The following is a 1,293-nucleotide window of genomic DNA, read 5'->3' on the forward strand; positions in this document are numbered from 1 at the left end:
GCTCCTGACTTGCTTTGATCGTGCCAGCACCTCGGTTCCGACGGGGGCGTAGGGTGCGAGGGAGGTGGCCGGCTGGGCTCTCACGCTCCTTGCCCACTCCGGTGTGGCTCTCTCATAGCGTGCCGGCCGGTCACCGCCCGCTGCGGCGTGGCTCGATAGAGGCGTGCATCGCTTCCTGAAACTCAGGTTGCCCGCCGTGGTATCCCACCACCCGGCAACCGAAGGAAGTGACTCATGACCGTGATCATCGGCATCGACCCTCACAAGAGCTCGCATACCGCGACAGCGCTCGGCGCGGACCTGGCCGAACTCGGCACGATCCGTGTCCGAGCGACCCGCGCGACAATCGACCAGCTGCTGACTTGGGCCGCACCGTGGGCTGATCGGCGCTGGGCGATCGAGGGCGCCCGCGGACTCGGGCAGCTGCTCGCGCAACGCCTCGTCGCCGCGGGCGAGAGCGTCGTCGACGTCCCCGCCACCCTGGCCGCGCGGGCCCGGCTGCTCGAAACCGGGCATGGTCGTAAGACCGACCACATCGACGCCCGCGGCGTGGCGCTGGTCGCCGCCCAACGGCCCGACATGGCCCCTGTCACTGCCGACGACCACACCCGCGTGCTGCGGTTGCTCGCGGACCGCCGTGACGAGCTGACCCGGGAGCGACGCCGCACCATGAACCGGTTGCACCGGCACCTGCGCGACCTGATCGCCGGCGGCGCGCCGCTGCACCTGTCCGCCGCGAAAGCTGCCGGCCTGCTCGCGAAGGTCCGTCCTGGCGATGCGGTCGAGACCGAGCGCAAGCAGATGGCCCGCGACCTGCTTGCCGATATCCGACGGCTCGACAGGGCGATCGCCGACAATCGTCGCCGGTGCGCCACCGCGGTCGCCTCCTCGGGCACGAGCCTGACCGAGATCACCGGGATCAGCGACGTGCTCGCCGCGAAGATCCTGGGACACGTCGGGGACATCGGTAGGTTTCCCAGCGCCGATCATCTCGCCAGCTACGCCGGCACCGCGCCGATCGAGGCCTCCAGCGGCGACGTCGTCCGTCATCGCCTGTCGCGGCGTGGGAACCGGCAGCTGAACAACGCCATCCACCTCGCGGCGCATGTGCAGACGATCTTCCCCGGTCCCGGTCGCGACTACTACCAACGCCGACTCGCGGCCGGGAACAGCCGCACCGAAGCCCTCCGGCTCCTCAAGCGACAGCTCACCAAGGCCATCTACCGCGTCCTCGTCGCCGATGCCGTCACCCATCCCTTCGTGGTGGCCGCTTGACATAGAGGCGCTATCAGG

At 69.8% G+C, this 1,293-nt stretch carries 1 protein-coding gene; it reads left to right on the top strand.

Annotated elements, in window-relative coordinates; all coding sequences use genetic code 11:
* The first annotated feature begins 234 nt into the window (after positions 1–234).
* Positions 235–1,275: an IS110 family transposase gene (locus B3587_RS04430; protein ID WP_292726814.1), complete on the top strand. Its 1,041-nt coding sequence runs from the start codon at positions 235–237 to the stop codon at positions 1,273–1,275.
* The last annotated feature ends 18 nt before the right edge of the window (positions 1,276–1,293 follow it).

The organism is Microbacterium sp. UBA837 (genome assembly GCF_002296025.1).
Taxonomy (GTDB): domain Bacteria; phylum Actinomycetota; class Actinomycetes; order Actinomycetales; family Microbacteriaceae; genus Microbacterium.